Annotated in this window: 21 protein-coding genes; 12 read left to right on the forward strand and 9 right to left on the reverse strand. The window is 75.2% G+C overall.

Annotated elements, in window-relative coordinates; translation table 11 throughout:
- The first annotated feature begins 8 nt into the window (after positions 1-8).
- Positions 9-1,184, forward strand: coding sequence for an MFS transporter (locus tag MJ876_RS10410; protein ID WP_240236213.1), 1,176 nt, complete (start codon positions 9-11; stop codon positions 1,182-1,184).
- Between the two features lies 1 nt (position 1,185).
- On the opposite strand, the gene MJ876_RS22210 is transcribed toward MJ876_RS10410, so the two are convergent.
- The 3 genes from MJ876_RS22210 to MJ876_RS10425 all read right to left on the reverse strand — a co-directional run bounded on the left by MJ876_RS22210 (position 1,186) and on the right by MJ876_RS10425 (position 2,970).
- On the reverse strand, positions 1,186-1,848 hold the full coding sequence (locus tag MJ876_RS22210; RefSeq protein ID WP_240236214.1) for a TlpA disulfide reductase family protein: 663 nt from the start codon (positions 1,846-1,848) through the stop codon (positions 1,186-1,188).
- 92 nt (positions 1,849-1,940) lie between these two features.
- The gene (locus MJ876_RS10420) at positions 1,941-2,351 is read right to left on the reverse strand and encodes a hypothetical protein (RefSeq protein ID WP_240236215.1); all 411 of its coding nucleotides are present in this window, start codon (positions 2,349-2,351) and stop codon (positions 1,941-1,943) included.
- Between the two features lie 118 nt (positions 2,352-2,469).
- Positions 2,470-2,970 carry a GNAT family N-acetyltransferase gene (locus tag MJ876_RS10425; protein ID WP_240236216.1) on the reverse strand — a complete coding sequence of 167 codons (501 nt, stop codon included), beginning with the start codon at positions 2,968-2,970 and terminating at the stop codon, positions 2,470-2,472.
- 21 nt (positions 2,971-2,991) lie between these two features.
- Here MJ876_RS10425 and MJ876_RS10430 point away from each other — a divergent pair, with 21 nt between their 5' ends.
- Both MJ876_RS10430 and MJ876_RS10435 read left to right on the forward strand, forming a co-directional pair.
- The gene (locus tag MJ876_RS10430) at positions 2,992-3,294 is read left to right on the forward strand and encodes a hypothetical protein (protein ID WP_240236217.1); all 303 of its coding nucleotides are present in this window, start codon (positions 2,992-2,994) and stop codon (positions 3,292-3,294) included.
- A gap of 64 nt (positions 3,295-3,358) precedes the next feature.
- Positions 3,359-3,520: a hypothetical protein gene (locus MJ876_RS10435; protein ID WP_240236218.1), complete on the forward strand. Its 162-nt coding sequence runs from the start codon at positions 3,359-3,361 to the stop codon at positions 3,518-3,520.
- Here the strand turns inward: MJ876_RS10435 and MJ876_RS10440 are convergent.
- Positions 3,517-4,104: a GrpB family protein gene (locus MJ876_RS10440; RefSeq protein ID WP_240236219.1), complete on the reverse strand. Its 588-nt coding sequence runs from the start codon at positions 4,102-4,104 to the stop codon at positions 3,517-3,519. The genes MJ876_RS10435 and MJ876_RS10440 overlap by 4 nt on opposite strands.
- 111 nt (positions 4,105-4,215) lie before the next feature.
- On the opposite strand from MJ876_RS10440, the gene MJ876_RS10445 reads away from it, so the two are divergent.
- From MJ876_RS10445 to MJ876_RS10460, 4 genes are all read left to right on the forward strand, one after another.
- Positions 4,216-4,605 (forward strand): DUF2834 domain-containing protein, encoded by a 390-nt coding sequence (locus tag MJ876_RS10445; RefSeq protein ID WP_240236220.1) that lies wholly within the window; start codon positions 4,216-4,218, stop codon positions 4,603-4,605.
- Positions 4,602-5,354 (forward strand): DinB family protein, encoded by a 753-nt coding sequence (locus tag MJ876_RS10450; protein ID WP_240236221.1) that lies wholly within the window; start codon positions 4,602-4,604, stop codon positions 5,352-5,354. Before MJ876_RS10445 ends, MJ876_RS10450 begins: the two co-directional genes overlap by 4 nt.
- A 110-nt stretch (positions 5,355-5,464) precedes the next feature.
- Positions 5,465-6,649 carry a GNAT family N-acetyltransferase gene (locus tag MJ876_RS10455; protein WP_240236222.1) on the forward strand — a complete coding sequence of 395 codons (1,185 nt, stop codon included), beginning with the start codon at positions 5,465-5,467 and terminating at the stop codon, positions 6,647-6,649.
- Between the two features lie 27 nt (positions 6,650-6,676).
- Entirely contained in the window at positions 6,677-7,030 is a 354-nt protein-coding gene (locus tag MJ876_RS10460) for a hypothetical protein (RefSeq protein WP_240236223.1), read from the forward strand.
- 4 nt (positions 7,031-7,034) lie between these two features.
- Here the strand turns inward: MJ876_RS10460 and MJ876_RS10465 are convergent, their stop codons facing one another.
- Both MJ876_RS10465 and MJ876_RS10470 read right to left on the reverse strand, forming a co-directional pair.
- Entirely contained in the window at positions 7,035-7,544 is a 510-nt protein-coding gene (locus tag MJ876_RS10465; RefSeq protein WP_240236224.1) for an AAA family ATPase, read from the reverse strand.
- A 10-nt stretch (positions 7,545-7,554) separates the two neighbouring features.
- A complete protein-coding gene (locus MJ876_RS10470) occupies positions 7,555-8,112 on the reverse strand; it encodes a dihydrofolate reductase family protein (RefSeq protein WP_240236225.1) in 558 nt (185 codons plus the stop codon).
- 120 nt (positions 8,113-8,232) lie between these two features.
- On the opposite strand from MJ876_RS10470, the gene MJ876_RS10475 reads away from it, so the two are divergent.
- Positions 8,233-9,291: an LD-carboxypeptidase gene (locus MJ876_RS10475; protein WP_240236226.1), complete on the forward strand. Its 1,059-nt coding sequence runs from the start codon at positions 8,233-8,235 to the stop codon at positions 9,289-9,291.
- Positions 9,292-9,318: 27 nt separating this feature from the next.
- Here the strand turns inward: MJ876_RS10475 and MJ876_RS10480 are convergent, their stop codons facing one another.
- Entirely contained in the window at positions 9,319-9,975 is a 657-nt protein-coding gene (locus MJ876_RS10480) for a vancomycin high temperature exclusion protein (RefSeq protein ID WP_240236227.1), read from the reverse strand.
- 35 nt (positions 9,976-10,010) lie between these two features.
- Between MJ876_RS10480 and MJ876_RS10485 the strand changes: the two genes are divergently transcribed.
- Complete coding sequence (locus MJ876_RS10485; RefSeq protein WP_240236228.1) at positions 10,011-10,607, forward strand: GNAT family N-acetyltransferase; 597 nt, start codon at positions 10,011-10,013, stop codon at positions 10,605-10,607.
- Here MJ876_RS10485 and MJ876_RS10490 read toward each other — a convergent pair.
- Positions 10,547-11,077: a PIN domain-containing protein gene (locus MJ876_RS10490; RefSeq protein WP_240236229.1), complete on the reverse strand. Its 531-nt coding sequence runs from the start codon at positions 11,075-11,077 to the stop codon at positions 10,547-10,549. The genes MJ876_RS10485 and MJ876_RS10490 overlap by 61 nt on opposite strands.
- Entirely contained in the window at positions 11,074-11,322 is a 249-nt protein-coding gene (locus MJ876_RS10495; protein ID WP_240236230.1) for an Arc family DNA-binding protein, read from the reverse strand. Before MJ876_RS10495 ends, MJ876_RS10490 begins: the two co-directional genes overlap by 4 nt.
- A 99-nt stretch (positions 11,323-11,421) precedes the next feature.
- On the opposite strand from MJ876_RS10495, the gene MJ876_RS10500 reads away from it, so the two are divergent.
- From MJ876_RS10500 to MJ876_RS10510, 3 genes are read left to right on the forward strand one after another with little or no spacing between them, the layout of a single operon-like run.
- Positions 11,422-12,477, forward strand: coding sequence for an adenosine deaminase (locus MJ876_RS10500; protein WP_240236231.1), 1,056 nt, complete (start codon positions 11,422-11,424; stop codon positions 12,475-12,477).
- Positions 12,478-12,487: 10 nt separating this feature from the next.
- Positions 12,488-13,762, forward strand: a complete 1,275-nt coding sequence (locus MJ876_RS10505) for a competence/damage-inducible protein A (protein WP_240236232.1) — start codon at positions 12,488-12,490, stop codon at positions 13,760-13,762.
- Entirely contained in the window at positions 13,759-14,490 is a 732-nt protein-coding gene (locus MJ876_RS10510) for an SGNH/GDSL hydrolase family protein (RefSeq protein WP_240236233.1), read from the forward strand. Before MJ876_RS10505 ends, MJ876_RS10510 begins: the two co-directional genes overlap by 4 nt.
- Positions 14,491-14,495 lie beyond the last annotated feature (5 nt).

Here is a 14,495-nt window from a genome sequence, read left to right on the forward strand (position 1 = left end):
CTCCCCCGTTGACCGGGGCGCCGTCGACGGCACTGCTGCTGCGGGCGACCACCGCGGTCAGCACGTTCGACCGGTACGTCATGCCGCCGATGCTGGTGGCGATCGCCGCGGACCTCGGCGTCCCGCTGTCGTCGGTCGTCCTCGCCGTGAGCGCGTACTTCCTCGCCTACGGCCTGTGCCAGCCCCTGTGGGGGTTCGTCTCCGACCGCCTCGGCCGCGTGGTCACGATGCGGGGCACGCTGCTGCTCGCCGGCGTCCTGACCATCGCGTCGTCGGCGAGCCCCGACGTCCTCGTGCTCGCCTGCCTGCGGGGCGCGGCCGGCGGGTTCTTCGGGGCCGCCTACCCCTCGACCCTCGTCTACGTCGGCGACACCGTGCCGACGCGCACGCGCCAGCGCTCCATCACCGGTCTGATGGTCGGCGTCGCCGTGGGCACCGGGCTCGCCTCGGCGAGCGGCGGCGTCCTCGCCGACCACCTGACCTGGCGCGCCGCGTTCGTCGTCACCGGGACCCTCGCCCTCCTCCTCAGCTGGCAGCTCCGCCGCCTCCCCGAGCCCGACGGGTCAGAGCGGCCGGGAGCCCTCGCCTCCGTGGCCATCGTCGCGCGCACCCCCACCGCCCTGGCCGTGCTGCTGTTCGCCCTGCTCGAGGGCGCGGTCCTCCTCGGCGCGCTGACGCTGCTGCCGACCGCGGTCGAGGCCGGGGGCGCCAGCGCCAGCGTGGCCGGCCTCGTGACCGGCGCGTACGGCGTCGCCGTCCTGGTCGGCTCGCAGCTCTTCGGGCGCTTGTCAGCGACCTGGTCCCCCGTCCGCCTGGTCGCCCTCGGCGGCTCCGCCGCGGTGCTCGCGAGCGTCCTGCCGACGGTCTCGGTCGCGCCGGCGGTCGGGCTCCTCGTCGCCGCGCTGCTCGGCCTCGCCTGGTCCTCGATGCACTCGACGCTGCAGACCTGGGCGACCCAGGTGGTCGTCACGGCGCGAGCGACGATGGTCTCGTTCTTCGCGGGCGCCCTCTTCGTGGGCAACGCCGCGGGGGCCGCGCTGGTGGGCCCCTGGGCGGACGCCGGCGCGTTCGCCGGCATCTACCTGGGCTACGCCGTCGTCGCGGCGCCGCTGGTCGTCGGCATCGCCGTCGTCCGGGCGCGGTGGCGCGAGCGACCTGCCGTGGGACCTCCGGGACCCGTCTGACTCAGCCCGCGTCCGCCGTCCCCAGGGGCCCGAGGTGCTCCTCGACGAGGTCGCGCAGCTCGTCCGGCGAGTCGATCTCGACGGCCTGCCGGTGAGCCACCCGGCCGTCGTCGTCGAGCAGCACCAGGAACGGGACGTCGAGACGGCCGCTGAACGGACCGACACCGCGGATCGAGCCGCCCGGGTCCGCCAGCTGCGGGTACGTCGCCCCGGAGTCCTCCAGCTCCGACATGACCAGGTCCGGCTGCACGTCCTGGACGTCGATGCCGAGGATCGGGACCTCCTCACCGAACCGGTCGTGGAAGGCCGCGAGGTGAGGCATCTCCTCGCGGCACGGCGGGCACCAGGCGCCCCAGACGCTGACGACCAGGGGGCCTCGGAGCCGGCTGAGGTCCACCGAGGGTCCGCCACCGAAGCACTCCAGGGTCAGCGCGGGCAGGTCGCTCTCCCCCGGCGGGTCGTCGGTCGCCGGGCAGTCGTCGATCCCCGCGGACCTCTTCGCCGCGCGCAGCCCGGGGGTGTCCACGTCGACGTCGGGCGGGCCGAGGACCGGGAGCGACCAGCCGCCACCGCCGTCCTCGCCCGAGCAGGCGGTGAGCAGGCCGGTGATCGTCACGAGCACGGCGAGGGTGCCGGCGCACCGCCGTCCGGGCCGACGTCTCACCGGGCGGTCCCCCGTCGTGTCCCCATGGCCGGATCGTAGGCGGGCAGAACTCGATTCGGGGATGCTCGTGGACCGGGGTCGTCCGCGGTCCGTCAGCGGTGGGACGGGGGCGTCGAGCGGTCCGTCCAGCGACGGGACAGCTCCGGCCCGAAGACGACGCGGACCGACAAGCCCGCCAGCTCCTCCGGGCCGACGTGGACGCCGTGACCGGCCAGGACCCGCGACAGGTGCGACCAGTGCGCGGACGCCTCGTCCTCCGGGCTGCGGTCGTCGTCGGGCTCGTCGGGACCGGTCACCATCCGCGCGAGGTCCGCCACCTCCTGCGCCGTCGTCGACGCCAGCGACGCGGCGGGCCCGCTCGCCCCCCAGCCGCGGTCGGTCAGCAGGTCGTGCTCGGTCCCGGACTCCGTCACCGCGACGAGCCGGGCCGCGAAGAACTGCTCGGTCGGTGCGCTCGGCACCTCCTGCTCGACGTGGACGACGAGATGACTGACGCGCGTCACGTGGCCCCCTCTCCCGCTGCCGCCCGGAGGCAGGATGCCACGCTGCGCCGCGGACCCACCTCGACGTCGGTCAGGTGGAGCGACCCGGACCAGTTCCCCGGCTCGTCGAGCAGCACCGTCACGGCCGCTCCCCCGGCCCAAGGTCGAGGTCGAGGCACATGAACACGCTCGACGGGTCCTCGGCGTACGACCCGAAGGGTCCCCTCTCGACGAACCCGTGCGCGGCGTAGAGGCGCCGGGCGGGAGCGAAGAAGGCCTGGGCACCGGTCTCGAGCACGAGGCGCCCGAGACCCCGGCGTCGTCCCTCGGCGACGAGATGACGCAGGACCGCCGTCCCGACACCCCGTCCCCTGGCGTCCGCGGTGGTGCGCATCGCCTTGACCTCGGCCGCCCCGGGGTCCGCGGCGACCGGTTGCAGCGCACCGCAGCCGACCACGTGGCCGTCGAGGCGGGCGACCCACACCGAGGTCCCCGGGGCGAACATCGCCTCGTGGTCGAGCGCGTGGCGGCTCCGGGGGTCAGGGGTCGTCGCGACCATGTCCTGCAGGTGCGCCTCGACCAGCGCCCGCAGGGACGGGTCGGCCGGGTCGGCCGGAGCGACGACGAGGTGCTCGCTCATCGGCGTACTGTCCCACGCGCCATGACCGAGCGCCCGGAGATCGTCTGCCTGTGCGGCTCGCTGCGCTTCGCCGAGGAGCTCCGAGCCGTCGCGCGCGACCTCACCCTCGCGGGCGCGATCGTCCTCGCCCCGGTCGACCTCGGGGCGCCCGAGCCGACCGACGAGCAGCGCCGGACGCTCTCCGAGCTCCACCTGCGCCGCATCGACCTCGCCGACCGCGTCCTGGTCGTGAACCCCGGCGGGTACGTCGGCGACGCCGTGGCGCGGGAGGTCGCCCACGCTCGCTCGACGGGCACCCCGGTCACCTTCACCGACGCGTCGTAGCGATCACCCGTCGTCACGACGAGAATGCCGACGTGCCCCACACCCGTGCCCGGACGCGCTGCCCGTGAGACGGGCGCTGCTGACCGGTGTCGCGGCCTACGTCGCCCTGTGCGTGGTCGTGGTGGGCTGGAGCCTCCTCGGCCAGGTGCGGGCGGTCACGCAGGACGGTCCCACCGAGGACGGCGTCGGTCGCGTCGTCATCTCCACCCCGTCGCCGAGCGGCTAGCCGTCCGCTGCGCGGGTCCGCGCGCGTGTCTTGATCTCGTCGATGACCGCGGTCTTCGCGTCGGCGTAGGCGTTCATGTCCGCCCACTCCCCCGCGAGCAGCTCGCGCTTCGTCCGCTCGTACAGCGCCCGGTCCTCCAAGTCGCGGCGCAGGTGGTCGCGCAGCAGCGTGTAGTCCGGGACCTCCGGGGCGCCCACCTCCCGGACGTGCACGTGGACGTCGAGCTCCGGTGTGCGCACCATCCGGTGGCCCGGCTCGCGCACCCGCAGCACGTAGCCGGCCCCGAGCAGGGGGTCGAGGTAGTCCTCCTCGGCCGTGACGTCCTCGACGAGGACGAGCACGTCGACGATCGGCTTCGCCGCGAGGCCCGGCACCGAGGTCGACCCGATGTGCTGGACGTCGACCGCGACGCGCCCCAGGGCGTCCCGGATGCGGCGCTCATGGACGGCGTACTGCGCGGGCCAGGTCTCATCCGGCTCCACGAGGTACAGGTCCCGCCGCTCGACGCCGCCGACCAGCTCGACCCGGGTCACGTCGGCCCGACGGCGCCCCGTCGTCGGTCGCGGCTGGTCAGGCTCGGACATCCCGACGGACGCTACCGCCCGCACCGGGCCGACCGGGCCGACCGGGCCGACCGGGCCGACCGGCACGTCCTGGCGCTCCGCGCCCGCGGGGCCGATGGGTACCGATCGCCCGTGAACGCCTCGCGCTGGTCCCTCGTCCGCCAGGTGACGTACGGCGTCCTCGCGGTCCTCGGGGTCGTCGGGACGGTCCCCCAGAACCTCATGCACCAGGGCAGCGCCTGGAGCTTCGTCACCGACGCGACGAGCACGCCCGCCGGACGCTCGCTGAGCACCGACCTCGCGGTGCTCGCCGCGGCCTGTGTCGTGCTGGTGCTGGCCGAGTCACGGCGGCTCGGCATCCGGTGGCCGGTGCTCTACCTCGTCCTGTGCGGTGTGGTGGCCGCCGCGTTCGCGATCCCGCTGTTCCTCCTCGTCCGCGAGCGGACCCTGGAGCGGCGCCGTCGGGCGGACGCGGTCGGGGCTCGCGCACTGTCGGCGGACGCGGGCAGGGTGGGGCCATGACCACCGAGCCTCCGCCGCTGCGCGACCAGGACTTCCGCCACAGGAGCCTGCGGGGCTCCAGCTTCCACGACTGCGACCTCTCCGGGGTCGTCGTCCGCGGGAGCCTCGTCGGCGGGATGGAGGTGGACTCGCCGTGGCTGGTCGAGGAGGGCGAGCCGTTCCGGGTCAACGGCGTCGACGTCGTGGCCTTCGTCGACGCCGAGCTCGACCGTCGCTTCCCGGGGCGCGGGCTGAGGAGGGCCACCGACCCCGACGGCCTGCGAGAGGCGTGGGCGGCGCTGGAGCGCTCCTGGGCCGCGACGCTGGACCGGGCCGCCATCATGCCGGAGGGCACGGTCGACGCGAGCGTGGCCGGCGAGTGGTCGCTGGCGCAGACGCTGCGGCACCTGGTGATGGCGACCGACCTCTGGCTGGGCAGGGCGGTCCTCGACCTCGCCGAACCCTTCCACCCGGCGGGGCTCGCGCACGACGACGGCGGCGAGGGCAGCCCGGCGTACGACCCGAGCGTCTTCAGCACGACCGCGCCGACGTACGACGAGGTGCTGGCCGCGCGCGCCGACCGACAGCGCCTGGTGCGGGACCACCTCGCCACGGTCACGGCCGAGGACCTCACCCGCGCCCGCCCCAACCCGCACGCCCCCGAGCACTCGGAGACCGTGCTGTCGTGCCTGCACACCATCCTCGAGGAGGAGTGGGAGCACCACCGCTACGCCGTCCGCGACCTCGACCACCTGGCGGCCCGCCCGTGAGCCGTCTCCACCCCGACCCGCGCGCGACTCGCCTCGTCCCTCCGACCCGCTCCCAGGAAGGCACAGGTCGCCGACAGGGCCAGGCCAGGTGACGTCCCTAGCCTCGGCCCGTGTCGAGTGCGCACCACGGTCCGTCCAGCGCGTCCGCCGCCGGTCGGCGCGGACCCTCCGCCCTGCTTCCCCCGTTCGCTGCGCTGGAGCTGGGGCCGATCCCGGTGGCCGGGGGTCTGCTCGTGCTCCGTCCGCCGCTCTACTCCGACCACGCGCAGTGGCGGGAGGTCCGGCTCCGCAACGAGCGGGCGATCAAGCGCTTCTGGCCCAGCTCCGAGCTGACCTGGGCGGAGCAGCACACGGAGTGGCGCTGGGCCCGTGAGGTCAACGACCTGCGCCACGAGGCCGCGGCGGGGAGCGGGTTGTCGTTCGTCGTCGAGGTCGACGGGCGCTTCGCCGGGCAGGTGACGCTGACCGGGATCGACCCCGGGGCGCGGACCGCCGAGGTGGGCGTGTGGGTGGACCGCGCGGTGGCCCGACGCGACGTGGCCGCCACTGCCGTGTGCGCGATCGTCGACCACGCCTTCGACCACCTGGGCCTGGACGTCGTGACCGCTCCCGTCAGCACCGCGAACGTGCCGGCCGCCGTCACCGCGGAGCACGTCGGGTTCACCCCCGAGGCCACGATGCGCGGCTACTCCCACATCAGCGGCGGGTGGGGCGACCACCGGCTGCTGTCCCTCCACGCCGACGACCGCCCGCGCGGGGGCCTGCTCGCCCGACGCCCGGCCACCCGCTCCGAGGGCGCCGCGGACCGCGTGCCGCGCCGCAGCCGGCGGGTCGACCACCTGCCCTCCTCCCCCGGCTGCCGTGTCGCCCTGGCGAAGTACGCGGCCAGCCGGCTGAAGCACGGGTTGCGTCGCCTCGGGCGCCGCGGCCCGGCCGTGGACGGCTCGTCGCTGAGCGTCGTCGCCGAGGGGCGGGCGGTGCGGTGCGGCGTACGGCACCTGGACGCGGGTCACTCGGCGGCCGAGGTGTACGTCGACGACCCCGCCAGCGTCGAGGAGGCCGTCGCCGGCGTCCGGCACGCCGTCGAGCACGGCACCCGCGTGCTCGGCCTGCACCGCCTGACCGCCCTCGCCGCACCGGAGGACGACCTGCTCGCCACCGCCTACGCGGAGGCGGGACTGCGCCACGAGGGCACCCTGCGCTCGCGGCTCGGGGAGGACGGCACCCGCCGCGACGTCGAGCTGTGGGCGCGCCTGGACGACGACCCGGTGGTCGAGGTGACCATCACCCCCTGACGGGTCCGGACCTGCGAGGCTCGCGCCATGACCTCGCACGAGCCCCCCGCGTCGGACCGGGACGGCCTGCACGTGGTCGACCACGGCCCGTCGCGCTGGTTCCTGCTGGCCGACGGCGACGCGCTCCTGCTCGACGTGCACTGCTCCCACAGCGCGTTCGACTACTCGGTCCTCGTCGAGCTCACCGACTCCGAGCGCACCGGGCTGGAGCGCGGCGGGCGCGCCTACCTCGACGACCTGGCCCAGAGGATCCACCACAGTGCGCCCGCCGCCCGCGGCTCGACGTCGCCGTACCGCGACCGCGACCTCACCCGGGGCCGCTCGGGCGACGTGGTCGACGCCGTGCGCCGCTGGCGCGCGGCGGGGGCCCAGGACGGCTGAGCGCTCAGCGGGTCGCCGTCGCCGGGAGGCCCAACCCGTCGAGGATCCGGTCCACGACCTCCTCGAGCGGCGCGGTCGCGTCGACCACGAGGTCGGCCGGGGGCGTGTCCTCCCCGGTGCGGTGCAGCCGCAGCACGAGGTCCCGCTCGTCCTCGGAGCCACCGAACTCGTCGTCCCCCCGCGCCGCCAGGCGGGAGGTGAGGGTCCCGACGTCGACCTGGAGGACGACGACGGCGTCGAAGAGGTCCAGGAACGTGGGGTGGTTGCGTGAGCCGCCGCAGAAGAAGCTCACCGGCTCGGTGGCGTCGGCGACCATCGCGCGGAGCCGGTCGACCGACCACAGGTGGTGCCAGTGCCGGGCGGCGGCGGTGGGCCCGCCCGTCACCGGGTCGCCCCGGTGGGCGAGCTCACGGTCACCGTTCACGGCGTGGAAGCCACGGGCCCGGAGCGCGTGGCAGACGGACGTCTTGCCCGTGCCCGACACACCCTCGACCAGGTAGTTGCGCTCCCCCACCGCGCCGACGCTACGACCGGTAGCGGGTGTAGGTCATCCGGTTTCCGAGCGTGCGCTGCTCGACGAGCGCGAGCTCGAGTCGGACGCCGTCGGGGAAGAAGCGGACGCCGCCGCCGACCACGGTGCTCGTGGTGAACAGGTGGTACTCGTCGACCAGCCCCGCCCGGATCGCCTGGGCTGCGAGGGTCGGCCCGTCGACGGTCAGGTCGTGGTCCGACTCCGCCTTCATCCGACGGACGAGATCGGGGTCGAAGCTGCGCTCGACGCGTGTGCGGGCACTGGAGACGGCGTCCAGGGTCGTGGAGAAGACGACCTTCTCCGCGGCCTGCCACCCCCGCGCGTAGTCACGCACGTAGGCGGGGAGCGCGGGGTCGGCGTCCGCCGTCTCCCAGAACACCATCGTCTCGTACATCCGGCGCCCGTAGAGGTAGGTCCCGACGCCGCGGAAGGTCTCGTCGACGAAGCGGTGCAGCTCCTCGTCGTCGCCCTCGCCGCCGCCGAGGTCCCCGTCCGCCGCGATCGCGTAGCCGTCCAGGGAGGTGATCATGGAGTAGAGGAGCTGGCCCATGACCGGATGACCTGCGTCGCGTCCGGAACTCATCGGCCCCGACGCGGTGGTGGCGCCCACCCGCCACGGCACGACGGGACGCCCGGGCGGCACGGACGGGGTGAGGCCTACCGTCGGACCATGGACTTCCTCGCCGTACCCAAGGCCCGGGCGGGCGACCGCGTGGCCGTCGTCGCGCCGTCGTTCGCGGCGCCGGCGGTGGCCCCCGCCGTCCACGAGCAGGCGATGCGGCGGCTGGCCGAGCTCACCGGCCTGGAGCCCGTGGAGTACCCCACGACCCGTCGCCTCGGGGCGTCGGCCCTCGACCGCGCCGCCGACCTCAACGCCGCGTTCGCGGACCCGGCGATCCGCGCCGTGCTGGCCGTCGTCGGCGGGGAGGACCAGATCACCGTCGTGCCCCACCTCGACGCCGACGCCGTCCGCCGCGACCCGAAGCCGTTCCTCGGCTACAGCGACAACACCAACGTCCTGAGCTGGCTGTGGACGCTCGGCGTGCCCGGGTTCTACGGGGGGTCGACGCAGGTCCACCTCGGCCCCGGGCCGCGGGTCGACCCGGTCCACGCGGCGTCGCTGCGCGCCGCGCTGCTCACCGGGGAGCGGCTCGAGGTCACCGAGCCCGGCGAGTCGGAGGACGTCGGCCACGACTGGCAGGACCCCCGCGCGCTCACCGAGCACGGCGAGCGGGAGCCCACCGAGCCCTGGACGTGGGCCGGGCCCGCACGCTCCGTCACCGGTCGCACCTGGGGCGGGTGCGTCGAGGTCGTGCAGTGGGTCCTCACCGCAGGACGCTTCCCCACCGACCCCGCGGTCGTCGACGGGGGCGTGCTGCTGCTGGAGTCCTCCGAGGAGCTGATCCCCGCCCGCGAGTTCGGCTTCATCGTGCGCTCGCTCGGCGAGCGCGGCCTGCTCGCGGCGGTTGACGCGGTGGTGGTCGCCCGCCCCCCGACGTCCGACTTCGAGACCCGCCCCGGCCCCGACGTGCGGCGGGCGAAGCGGGACGAGCAGCGCGACACCGCGATCGAGGTCGTCAGCCGCTACAACCCCGACGCCGTGGTGGTGGTCGGGCCGCCGTTCGGGCACACGCGGCCGCAGTGGATCGTCCCGTACGGCGGGTTCATGACGGTGGATGGCGCGGCCCGGCGGGTGTACGCCGACTACGGCTCCGGGCGAGCCGACTGAGGCGGGGCGCGTCGTCAGACGGGGGCGTCAGGCGGGGGCGTCAGCCCAGGACGCACGGCCGTCGCCGGTGATCGGGATGGTCTCACCGCCGGTCACCTCCGGTCGCCAGGTCGCCTGGCCCAGGCCCCGGACCCGGGCGAGGACCTCGCGCAGACCCCCGCCCGCGCTCCCCGACTCGTACGCCGTCGCCTCGATGCCGGCCGCACGGGCGAGGTCGACGGACCGGGCGGCGTAGGCGTCCTGGGTGACGACGACGGCGGTGTCGACGTCGAAGACCTCCCGCGCCCGGCGCATGGTCGCCCAGGTGCTGAACCCGGCGTAGTCGGTGAAGACGTCCTCGGCGGGCACCCCCGCGGCCAGGGCCGCGTCGCGCATCGCGTCCGGCTCGTTGTACTCCGCGGTGCCGTTGTCGCCGGAGACCAGGAGGGCGTCCACGGCGCCCGCGTCGTACAGCGCGACCGCGGCGCCGACCCGCTCCGCGACGACGTCACCGAGCGTGCCGTCCCCGCGCACCAGCGAGCCCGGCACGATCGCCACCTGGGCCTCCTCGACGGCGCGGAGGTCGCCGGTCACGTGCTGGTCGGTGCGCTGCACGACCACCAGGTTGGCCACGACCACCGAGGCGACACCGAGCACGCCGAGGCCGGCGGCCGCGGTCAGGAGGCGACGGGGCCAGTGACTCATGGCACGAGTGTGCCGAACCCACCTAACCTGCGGGGATGGCCGACACGGGGATCGAGGAGCTCTCGGCGACGACGTGGCCGCTGTTCGCGGAGTTCTTCGAGCGGCAGGGCGGTCTGTTCGGCGGGTGCTGGTGCGTGCACTTCCACCCGGACCCGCCCTGGGCGCCGGACGGGCTCGTCGACCAGACGAAGGACAACCGCGCGCTGAAGCAGCGCCTCGTCGAGGAGGGGTCCGCCCACGCCGCTCTCGTGGTCCGGGACGGCCACGCCGTCGCCTATGCGCAGTACGGGCCACCACCGGAGCTCGCGAACATCCACCACCGCAAGCAGTACGACGCCACCAAGGTCGCCGACCCCGACTGGCGGGTGACGTGCATCCAGGTCCTCAAGCACCACCGCCGCCAGGGTCTCGCCGAGGTCGCGCTGCGCGGCGCCGTCGACCTGATCGCCTCCCACGGCGGAGGCCTGGTCGAGGGCTACCCCCACGACATGGCTCTCAAGGAGGGCAGGAAGACCTCCTCGTCGTTCCTCTACAACGGCACCCGGCGGATGTACGAGCGCGTGGGCTTCACCTACGACCGCCCCAAGGGACAGTTCGACTGCGTCATGCAGCGGCGGGTCCCACCGGCCTGACCCCGGCCGGGGGGGGGCGGGCCGGGCCCCCCCCCCCCCCCCCGGCGGGGTCCGGCGCCCCCCCGGGGGGGGGGCGGCTCGCCCACGGGGAGGCCGTCGTACGCCGCCGGGTCGGTGGTGGCGAGCGCCGCGCCGTTGACGGAGGCGATGGCGGCGACCATCGCGGTGCGGGTGGTCAACGGGCGGTCGGTGGCGGCGCGGGCAGCGACCATGCGGGCGTAGACGATCGTGCAGTCCGTGCTGAACGGCAGGCAGACCGCGAGGTCGGCGAGGGCGTCCTCGACCGCCGTCGTGAGGGCCGTACGACGGTTGCCGTCCGGCAGCATGGCGATGCCGGCCAGCAGCTCGGCGCGGTTGACGACGGTGGACACCGGCTGCTCGGCCAGGTTCCGCACCCAGGCGAGCACGGCGGGGTCGGCGCGCGGCCCGCGCACGAGCTCGGCGAGGAGCCCGGTGTCGAGGACGATCACGACCCGTCGAAGCGGGCGGCGCCGGCGGTGTCGTCGGGCACGTCGGGCACCTCCACGCCTCCGAACTCCGCGCCGACGGCCATGAGCCCGTCGACCCAGTCGAGGTCCACGCGGCGGTCGGCGTGCAGGGCGTCCACCAGGATGTGGCGGGCCTCGGCCTCCATCGAGCGCCCGTTCGCCGCGGCCCGCAGCCGCAGTCGCTGCTTCACCCCTTCGGGCAGGCGGCGCACGGTGATCGCTGACATGGCCGGAAAGTAGCAAGGAACCAGCGCCCTGGCGGGGGCGGACTAGACCACCCGGGTGGCCCCCGTCGGCGCCCGCCACGGCCCTCCTAGCCTGCCGTCATGCCCACCGACGGCCCGCTCGGGCCCACCACGGACCTGCGTCCCTACATCGTCTCGCTGCCCAAGGCGGAGCTGCACGTGCACCAGGTGGGGTCGGCCAGCCCGCAGACGGTGGCGCGCCTCGCCGCGCGGCACGAGGGCTCGACCGCCGTCCCGGCCGACCCGGCGCTGCTCGCCGACTACTTCACGTTCACCGACTTCGCCCACTTCATCGAGGTCTACCTGTCCGTGGTGGACCTGATCCGCGACCCGCAGGACGTCGCCGACCTCACCTACGACATCGGGGTCGACATGGCCGGGCAGGGCGTCCGGTACGCCGAGCTCACGGTGACGCCGTACAACCACACCTCGCGCGGCATGGACGCCGCCGCCTTCTGCGAGGCCATCGAGGACGCCCGCCACCGCGTGGCCCGCGACGTGGGCACGCAGCTGCGCTGGTGCTTCGACATCCCGGGCGAGGCCGGGCTGCCCGCGGCCGAGGGCACCCTCGACGTCGCTCTCACCCAGCGCCCGGACGGCCTGGTCGCCTTCGGTCTCGGCGGGCCCGAGATCGGGGTGCCGCGGCCGCAGTTCGCGCCGTACTTCGACGCCGCCCGCGCCGAGGGGCTGCACTCGATGCCGCACGCCGGCGAGACCACCGGCCCGCAGACGATGTGGGACGCGATCACCCACCTCGGCGCCGAGCGCATCGGCCACGGCATCGCGGCCGCCCAGGACCCGGCCCTCATGGCGCACCTGGTCGAGCACCAGATCGCGCTGGAGGTCTGCCCGACGTCGAACGTCCGCACCGGCGCCGTGGCCTCGTTGGCCGAGCACCCGCTGCCGACGCTGGTCGCCGCCGGGGTCGCGCTGAGCATCGGCTCCGACGACCCGCCGATGTTCTCCACCACCCTCGCCGACGAGTACGTCGTCGCCGCCGACCTGCTCGGCCTCGACCGCGCCGGCGTCACCGAGCTGGCGCGGGCCTCGGTGCGCACCTCGTTCCTGCCCGCCGCGGAGCAGGCGCCGCTGCTCGCGGAGATCGACGCCCACGAGCGGTCGTGGACCGCTTCCTAGACTCGGGGGCATGACTGCGCGCGCGGGGATCGTCGTCACCGGCACCGAGGTGCTCACCGGCCGGGTCGCCGACGCGAACGGGCCCTGGCTGGCCGAGGACCTCCGCTCCCGCGGCGTCGACGTCGGTCGCATCGTGGTGGTCGGCGACCGACCCGACGACCTCGTGGCGGCCCTGCGGTCCCTGGCCGACCACGACCTCGTCCTCACCTCCGGCGGACTCGGGCCGACGGCGGACGACCTGACCGCCCAGGTCGTCGCCGACCTGCGCGGCCGCCCGACGCGGCTGGACGTCGACCTCGAGGAGCGGGTCTCCGCGATCGCCACCGGCATCGCCCGACAGCGCGGCTGGGACGGCGACAGCGACGCCTTCACCGCGGGCATCCGCAAGCAGGCGATGGTCCCCGAGGGCGCCGGCGTGCTCGAGCCCGTCGGCACCGCCCCGGGGCTCGTCGTCCCCGCGAACGAGGACGGGCCCGTGGTCGTCGTCCTGCCCGGGCCGCCCCGCGAGCTGCAGCCCATGTGGACCGACGCCGTCGACCACCCCCTGGTGCGCGAGGCCCTGTCCGGCGCCGAGGAGCTGCGGCAGAGCACCGTGCGGCTGTGGGGGCCGCCCGAGGCCGAGCTGGCCGCGCTGCTGCGCGACCACGAGGAGACCCACCCGGGCGCGCTCGACGACCTCGAGGTCACCACCTGCCTGCGCGACGGCGAGCTGGAGGTCGTCGTCCGCCACTCCCCCGCGGCCCAGGAGCGGACCGACGCCCTCGTCGCCGCGCTGACCGACCGCTTCGGCGACGCCGTGTTCTCGCCGGCGGGCGAACGGGTCGACGACCTCGTGGCCGAGGCGCTGATCGCCGCCGGTGCGACGGTCGCGACGGCGGAGTCGTGCACGGCCGGCCTGGTCGCCGGTCGCCTGGCGGACCGCCCCGGCTCCTCGGCGTACCTGCGGGGCGGGGTCGTCGCCTACGCGAACGACGTGAAGACCGACCATGTCGGTGTGCCCGCGGAGACGATCGAGCGTGTCGGTGCCGTCAGCGAGGAGGTCGCGGTCGCCCTCGCCGAGGGCGTCCGGGAGCGGTACGACGCGACGTACGGCATCGGCGTCACCGGCGTCGCGGGTCCCGGTGGCGGCACGCCGGAGAAGCCGGTCGGGCTGGTGCACGTCGCCGTGGCGGGTCCGGACGGCGTCCATCCCCGTCGCCTGCAGCTCGGGGGTGACCGGGACCACGTGCGGCGGCGCACCGTCGTGTCCGTGCTCCACCTGCTGCGGGAGGTCCTGGCGCGGTGACGGAGGTCGGAGGCCTGACCTACGACAACCGGACGGGCAGGCCCTCGGGTCGGGTCCTGCGGGTCCTCGGGCGCGTCCTGCCCGGGGTGGCGAAGGTCCGCGCGCAGGTCGAGCCGTACGCCGACGCCTGGCACGCCCGCAACGGCGAGACCATCGCCCGACCGGGTCGGCGGTGGATCGTGCTCGGGGACTCGATGGCCCAGGGCGTCGGCGCCTCCCACGTGGACGGCGGCTGGGTCGGCCACCTGGTCGGGCTCCTCGGTGACGCCGCCCCGCCCAACGTCGTCAACCTGTCCGCGACCGGCGCCCGCACGCTCGACGTCGTCGACCAGCAGCTCCCCGTGATGGCCGGGCTGCCGCCCGCCCCGGGCCCGGGCGCCGGTCCCGACCTGGTCACCGTGATGATCGGCTCGAACGACCTGTTCGCCGGTCGCACCGTGCGCGACGCCCTGCCCGACGCCTTCCGCCGCCTCGTCGAGGCCCTGCCCCACGGCGCCGTCGTCGCGACGCTCCCCCAGCCCGCGACCGCGGCCGAGCGAGCCAACCGCCACGTCGAGGCCGCCGTACGACGGGGGCGGCTGTGGATGGTCGACATGCGCACCGCCGGCCCCCAGTCGTGGTCGGGTCGGCTCGCCCCGGACTTCTTCCACCCCAACGACGCCGGGTACGCCGCGATCGCGGAGGCCTTCGAGCCCGTCGTCCGCCAGGCGCTGGCGGAGAGCACGTAGCCGGG

Source organism: Nocardioides sp. CFH 31398 (assembly GCF_022436705.1).
GTDB lineage: Bacteria > Actinomycetota > Actinomycetes > Propionibacteriales > Nocardioidaceae > Nocardioides.